The sequence below is a fragment of the Asaia sp. SF2.1 genome, assembly GCF_000505765.1.
Taxonomy (GTDB): domain Bacteria; phylum Pseudomonadota; class Alphaproteobacteria; order Acetobacterales; family Acetobacteraceae; genus Asaia; species Asaia bogorensis.
Map to the genome: position 1 here is coordinate 26,245 of NZ_AYXS01000006.1, position 7,149 is coordinate 33,393.

A 7,149-nucleotide genomic window follows, 5' to 3' on the forward strand; every position below is an offset into this window, starting at 1 on the left:
TTGCCATCGACAATCATGATCCCTTTTCGAAGGCCAATGTCATCGGACGCGGAATAATAGGCGATCTGAAAGGAGAAATTGTGGTGGCCTCTCCGCTCTACAAGCAGCATTTCCGTCTGCGTGACGGGGAATGCCTAGAGGATGCAAGCGTTGCCCTGCGCGTATGGGATGCGCGGATTCATGAGGGACGGGTGGAGATCCGGACGCCGGAACCGGCCCTCGTTCCGGTCTGAGCCGATATGGCCCTGCCTGATGCCATCCGGTCGGCCTGTCCCTATTGCGGAGTAGGTTGCGGCATTGTTTTCGAGGTTGAGGCTGGCCGGATCGTGAAGCTGCGCGGCGATCCGGACCATCCGGCCAATCGCGGGCGGCTCTGCACCAAGGGCAGTTCCTGTGACAAGCCGATTACAGCACCCGGTCGGTTGACCCATGCGGCGATCCGGCCTGCGCGGGATGCGGAGCCGCAGCGCCTGGACATGGAGGATGCGATCGGGCGGACGGCGCAGCGGTTGCGTGCCATTCTCGATGCGCACGGGCCGGATGCTCTGGCGCTCTACGTATCCGGTCAGATGACGATGGAGGCGCAGTATCTCGCCAACAAGCTGGCCAAGGGGTACTGGCGCACGCAGCATATCGAATCCAATTCGCGCCTCTGTATGGCGTCTGCAGGGGCAGGATACAAAACCTCGCTGGGCGCGGATGCTCCGCCCGGCTCCTATGAGGATTTCGATCACGCCGATCTGTTTTTCGTTATCGGTGCGAACATGGCGGACTGCCATCCGATCCTGTTCCTGCGGCTGCTGGATCGCAAGCGGCAGGGCGCACGGCTGATTGTGGTCGATCCGCGCAGGACCGCGACAGCCGACAAGGCCGATCTGTTTCTTCAGATCCGGCCGGGAACCGATCTTGCCCTGCTGAACGGTATCCTGCATCTGCTTCTGGCCTGGGATGCAATCGACCGGGAGTTCATAGCCCTTCATACCCGAGGATGGGAGGCAATGGTCCCGTTTCTGGCGCAGTACGGGCCTGAGCAGGTGGCCGAAACGACGGGTATTGCCATCGACGATCTCAAGCAGGCTGCCTACTGGATTGCGGAATCGGGGGCCTGGATGAGCCTTTGGACCATGGGGCTGAACCAGAGTGTGACCGGAACCTGGAATACCAACGCGCTGTGCAACCTGCATCTGGCGACCGGGGCGATTTGCAAACCCGGCAGCGGTCCGTTTTCCCTGACAGGTCAACCCAATGCGATGGGTGGCCGGGAAATGGGCTATATGGGGCCGGGTCTGCCGGGTCAGCGCAGTGCAATGGTGGCAGAGGATCGTCTTTTTGCCGAGAAAGTCTGGGGGCTACCGCCCGATACGATCCGCGAGGCAGAGGGTTTCGGAACGATCGGCCTGTTCGAGGCGATGGCCCGGGGCGAGATCAGGGCGGTCTGGATTATCTGTACCAATCCGGTGGCAAGCGTTGCGCGACGCGATGGCGTGATTGCCGGATTGCAGAAGGCGGAATGCGTGATTGTGCAGGACGCTTTCAGGAGTGCGGAAACGACGGCCTATGCCGACATCCTTCTGCCTGGTGCCCTTTGGGCTGAAGGGGATGGCGTTCAGGTCAATTCCGAGCGGACCATGACCCTGACACGTGCCGCTGTGCCGCCGCCAGGCGAGGCTTTGCCGGACTGGGACATTATAGCCCGTGTCGCGCGCGCCATGGGATATGAAGGATTCGATTTTACCAGTGCCGCCGAGGTATTTGCCGAGGCGGCCGGGTTTGCCAACCCCCGGACGGGCTACGATATTTCAGGAATCAGTCATGCGCGGCTGATGCAGGGTCCGGTTCAGTGGCCGAGCCCCCCCGGCGATTCGAAGGCACGTCACCCGATCCGTTACCGGCCCGATCCACGGTCGGGTCCGCGGTTTGCAACCGATGACGGTCGGGCCGTGTTTCTTGCGCGGCCTTTTCTGGGAAAGGGCGAACGGACGGATGCAACGTATCCGTTTGTGCTGGATACGGGTCGTCTGCAGCATCATTGGCACACGCTGACCAAGACAGGCACGGTCGACTCCTTGTGCAAGCTGCATCCGGAGCCGTTTCTGGAGGTGCATCCAGATACTGCGCACGATCTGGCGCTCGATCCTGCCGATCGTGTGCTGATCCGGTCGCGTCGCGGGTCGGCGACCTTGCCTGTCCGGATCAGCGACCGTGTGCCGCCGGGTGTGTGTTTTGCCCCGTTTCACTGGAACGATGCGTTCGGAGCGGATCTGGCGGTTAATGTCCTGACGCCTGACGCGGTCGATCCGATCTCGCTCCAGCCCGGATTCAAGCTGTGTGCGGTCAACCTAACGCGAGTAGCAGCGCCTATAATTATGCCAGAGTTAGACATTGTTTCTCGCCTTGCAGCTCAGTTGAAGGTCGGGGAGATAGCATCGGCTCCCTTGTCAGAGATGGCACAGCACTGGCTTGCAGGCTTTCTCGAAGGCTTACGCCTATCGCCCCCTTCGGATGATTTACCGGTCGTGCCGCATCGCGCGCCGCTCTCCGAGACGGAACGCTTGCGGATCGATGGGTTGCTGGCAGGCCTGTATGCACGCAAACCGCACGACGCGCCGATGAGCAACTTAGAAACGTACTCCCCGCATCCGACGGTATTCTGGGCCTCTCAGACCGGACGAGCGGAAGACGCAGCTAAAGGGCTAGCTGCTGCACTGGGTGGCCGATGCATCTGCCTTGATGTAGCCAGCGTTGATGATTTGCCCCAAGGGAATATAATCTTTGTCGTGTCGACATTCGGGGATGGGGATCCCCCCGATTGCGCTGCCTCATTCTGGGGTGCGCTTCAGGCCCGTTCCACACCGATCATCGACATGCGCCATGCCGTGCTAGCATTCGGGGACTCGAGTTACGCGAATTTCTGCGGTTTCGGTCGCGCTTTGGATGCTCGACTGGCGGAACTTGGGAGCAAGACGCTGCAGGGACGCTACGATTGCGAGCCTGATGACGACGTCGGCCGCGCCGAATGGCAAGCACGGTTATGCGCGATCCTAGGAGAAAGCAGCGCGTCGATCCCTCCTGCAACCATTACGCTCACTCCACGCAATACGCCCGTAATAGCGAAACTGTGCCAAAATGTTCTGCTGACGCCCGAAGGCGCCAGCCGGCAAACACGGTTGATCGGATTCGACATTGCGCAAACAAATCTTGCCTATGAGCCAGGCGATGCTTTGGGTGTCTGGCCGCACAATCGGGTCGAGGTCGTCGACCAAGTATTATGTGCCCTTGGATACGAAGGTGAAACACCAATCGATCTGCCATTGTCTGGTACTGTGACATTACGCGAGGCGTTGACGACTCATTTTGACCTGTCGCGAGCCAATACCGCCATGCAAGAGCATCTTGAGGTAGAATCGGGGTATTTGCCTCAGATGCTTCAGTCCGCTGGGCGCGCGATCACGCTGGACAAGATTCCGACCCTGTTCCGCAGGCTGCAGCCAAGATTGTATTCCATTGCGTCCTCACCTCTTGCCCATCCGGGCGAAGTCCATCTCACGGTGGGGGTCGTGCGCGAGCCCTATCCCGGAACATGTTCGCCTTGGCTCGCGGGACTGCAGATCGGTGCAGATGTGGCGTTGTTCGTGCAGAAATCCGGACACTTCCGTCTGCCAGACGATACCGCGACCCCAATCATCATGATCGGACCGGGCACCGGTATCGCCCCATTCCGTGGCTTCCTGCAGCATCGCGCAGCCATGAGGGCACCTGGCGAAGCATGGCTATTTTTTGGTGAACGCAATGCAGCCTCTGGTTTTTACTATCGCGACGAACTCGCGGCGTTGCAGGCACACGGGATCCTCACCCGGATCGATCTGGCCTTCTCGCGTGATCAAGAGGCTCGCATCTACGTTCAGGATCGCATGAAGGCCGCTGGCCCTGCCTTATGGGACTGGATCGCGCGTGGCGCACATGTCTTTGTCTGCGGCGATGCGAGCCACATGGCTCGCGATGTCGATCTGTGCCTGCGCGAAATCATTGAGCAGCATGGGAATATGGAACCCGCGCAAGCGGCGGGATATGTGGATGAAATGACGAGGTCCGGACGATATGCAAGGGATGTCTATTAAGGCATGCGTGTCTTGATCGCCGATTCCAGTCCTCGTCGTGCCGTCGCCCTTTCAGACATACTGAGTGTCGATGCAGCATTGACGGTCATGCGGCCCGAACCGGGCATGACCCTGCTTGATGCGGTGCGGATGGTGCAACCCGATATTGTGCTGGTCGATCTGGACCGTGCGGATCGCGATGCGCTTGACAGTGTACGCGTGCTGGCTGGGGCAGGCACGGATCGCCCAATCGCATTGTTCGTTGATCGGGATGACGAGGCGCTGATGCGCGAAGCCTTTGATGCAGGTGTGTGCTCCTATAACGTGATTGAGACCCTCCCACACGACGTCAAGCCGCTACTGAGAGCGGCAATAGCACTCTTCGGTCGCTTTCAGGCCCAGGCGCGCGCCCTGAGCGATGCACAGCGCCATCTGTCTGATCGCGCAGCAATCGATCAAGCCAAGAGACTATTCATGAAATCTGAAAATACCAGTGAGGCCGCCGCCCATCGATGGTTCCAAAAGCGCGCGATGCAGGATGGACGCCGCATGGTCGATATCTGTCATCAGTATCTCGACCGTAAGGCTCCGGGGCCGAAGTCATGAGCGTTCCGTTTCGTATCGGCCTCCTGCGGTTAGCTGACAGTCTGCCGATTCTCATGGCTCATGAGAAAAATCTGTTCGCGCAGGCCGATATTGAAGCTGACATCGTGGTGGAACCGTCATGGGCCAATATCGCGGACGGGTTGAGCTGGGGACGGCTGGACGCGGCCGTGGTCTTCCCGCCGCTTGCGATCATGACCTATCTGGGTAAGCGTGGCCGACCGACACCGTTACGGGTTGTTGCCGATCTGTCCTTCGGTGGCAACACGATCGTTCTACGCGACCAGACTTATCTTGAGAGGTCTGCACCATGCATGGCAGTTGTTCACCCTTATTCGACGCATTTCCTGCTGTTGAGGCGGTATCTGCTCGCACAGTGCCCGCGCGCGCTCGAACATCTGATCATCATGCCGCCCGATATGATGCTGGAAGCACTGGCAAACAGGACAATCGATGGTTTCTGCGCTGGACCGCCATGGGGCACTGCCGCGGAACAGGCTGGACTTGGGCGAATCGTTAGCGGATCGGCAGCTATCAAGCCAGGTCATCTGGAAAAGCAGTGCGTCGTGACCGAGACTTGGGCGGAACGTCACCCCGTGCATGCCATGCAACTGACGCGCGTCCTAAAGACATCGATCGCCCATTGCCTCGACCCAGCGGAGCATGAAACGTCGCTCGGCATGCTGAGCCGTCCCGTCGACGCGGGTGGGCTGGCCCTCCCGACGAAAGCTGTACAGGCGATTATGCCTAGCCGCATTGCTCCACATGCGATCGAGCTTGGGCGATCACATGATCAGTCCATCGACTGGATCGCTGCCGAGATGCAGGCGCTAAGCTGGATAAATGCCGATGACGACCTCCTTCCATGGAGCAAATAATACCGTTGCAAGACCATTCGGCGATTTCTGGGATCAGATCGAAAGAGAAGAGCGTGAGGGAGGTCTGGCAAGACGTAAAGCAATGGGAAGGTAGCGAGGTTCGAGTTTCATGCGCATTCGAAACAAGATTAATTCGCACAGAAGAGAGTCTAATATAGAGGGTGGTACATAAAATGGGCGCGGATATACGTTTAGCGTGTTGGAAAACCTGAAGTGGTCAGTTTCCGATGCAAGGGGCATTCCAACAGCGTCTTACGAATATCAGAAGATCCGTTTCCCGAGCCATTTTCCAAGCGATCGGTCCAATGTCGAAAAATACATGATTTCCGACATGATGGACACCGCCATTTTTGCCGTCACGCCGTGCTTTTTTCAGAATAAGCAATCGGAAATACCCGCAGACAATACTAGAATCGCAAGATCGGTCGAGCGCGTCGCATCCGGAACCGTCTAGCTGGTGTTGCCACGGAGGATAGGATGAGATGAGGGATGCACTTCACAACTACCATGCCCGGATGCAGAGGGTGCTGAATCACATCGACCAGCACCTGGACGACGATCTGGACCTTGATGCGGTAAGCGGCATTGCGGCCTTCTCGAAATATCATTTCCACCGGCAATTCACGGCGACCTTCGGCTTGTCCGTGCATCGCTATATCCAGCTCGCCCGCATGAAACGGGCATCCTACCAACTGGCCTATAGAGACGCGCAGAACGTCACCGAAATCGCGATGGATGCTGGTTACAATGCCCCGGATGCTTTTGCCCGCGCCTTTCGACAACGGGTAGGGCAATCGCCGTCATCGTTCAGGAAAGCTCCCAGTTGGGAGCCGTGGCTTGCGGCCTTTCGGCCTCTCAATAACGCGAGGAGCAAGCTTATGCAGACCACGTTCAATCCTTCCGACGTAACGATCCGAGACGTCGCCCCGACGCCTGTGGCGATTATGGAACATCGCGGTGATCCAGCGACAATTGGCGCAACCATTCAGCGTTTTATCGCTTGGCGCAAAACAGCCGGATTGTCGCCGAAGACCAGTCCAACCTTCAACGTCTTTCACTCAGATCCGCGCACGACGCTGCCCTCCGATTACCGGATGGATCTGTGCGTCGGCACCGATCGCCCCATCGAGAAAAACGGCGAGGAAATTGAGGCTGGTACCATCCCCGGCGGGCGTTGCGCGGTCCTGCGCGTCGTCGGCAACACCGACAATCTGGAGCCTGCCGCCCTATATCTCTACCGTGATTGGCTACCGGCCAGCGGGGAGAATGCGCGCGATTTTCCGCTCTATTGCCAGCGCATCGCCTTTTTTCCGGAGGTGCCAGAGCATGAGGCGGTCGTAGACCTGTTCTTGCCGCTAAAATAGTGCGGTGGCAGGGCGGTATTGGTCTTGTGGACTCCTTTGGCAAACAAAGGTGCCCCTCCTTGACCAATCACCGTTTGCAAGGAGGCGCTGCTAGAGCGTTTTCCTCTCAATCTGGCTCGTATCCAGCGGCGGTGAAGAAGTTGGCGCATTCTGCGGGCGCGACCTGATCGATGAGTTTGCCGATCCTGTTCCAAAGCCCGTCGCGGG

Annotated in this window: 5 protein-coding genes; all 5 read left to right on the top strand. The window is 58.7% G+C overall.

Translation table 11 applies throughout. The features are described 5' to 3' along the window. A partial coding sequence (gene nirD, locus P792_RS37955; RefSeq protein WP_023977965.1) for a nitrite reductase small subunit NirD occupies positions 1 to 233 on the top strand: 233 nt, incomplete at its 5' end. A gap of 6 nt (positions 234 to 239) precedes the next feature. After that, positions 240 to 4,118, top strand: a complete 3,879-nt coding sequence (locus P792_RS24700) for a bifunctional nitrate reductase/sulfite reductase flavoprotein subunit alpha (RefSeq protein ID WP_023977966.1) — start codon at positions 240 to 242, stop codon at positions 4,116 to 4,118. 3 nt (positions 4,119 to 4,121) lie between these two features. Next, positions 4,122 to 4,703: an ANTAR domain-containing response regulator gene (locus P792_RS24705; protein WP_023977967.1), complete on the top strand. Its 582-nt coding sequence runs from the start codon at positions 4,122 to 4,124 to the stop codon at positions 4,701 to 4,703. Further along, positions 4,700 to 5,578, top strand: a complete 879-nt coding sequence (locus P792_RS24710; protein ID WP_023977968.1) for an ABC transporter substrate-binding protein — start codon at positions 4,700 to 4,702, stop codon at positions 5,576 to 5,578. The genes P792_RS24705 and P792_RS24710 overlap by 4 nt, the downstream gene beginning before the upstream one ends. 482 nt (positions 5,579 to 6,060) lie before the next feature. Continuing rightward, on the top strand, positions 6,061 to 6,942 hold the full coding sequence (locus P792_RS24715; protein WP_023977970.1) for a GyrI-like domain-containing protein: 882 nt from the start codon (positions 6,061 to 6,063) through the stop codon (positions 6,940 to 6,942). Positions 6,943 to 7,149: the final 207 nt, after the last annotated feature.

Coding starts and splice junctions, on each gene's coding strand:
- P792_RS24715 (WP_023977970.1), top strand. CDS start 6,061: ATGAGGGATGCACTTCACAACTACCATGCCCGGATGCAGAGGGTGCTG.
- P792_RS24700 (WP_023977966.1), top strand. CDS start 240: ATGGCCCTGCCTGATGCCATCCGGTCGGCCTGTCCCTATTGCGGAGTA.
- P792_RS24705 (WP_023977967.1), top strand. CDS start 4,122: ATGCGTGTCTTGATCGCCGATTCCAGTCCTCGTCGTGCCGTCGCCCTT.
- P792_RS24710 (WP_023977968.1), top strand. CDS start 4,700: ATGAGCGTTCCGTTTCGTATCGGCCTCCTGCGGTTAGCTGACAGTCTG.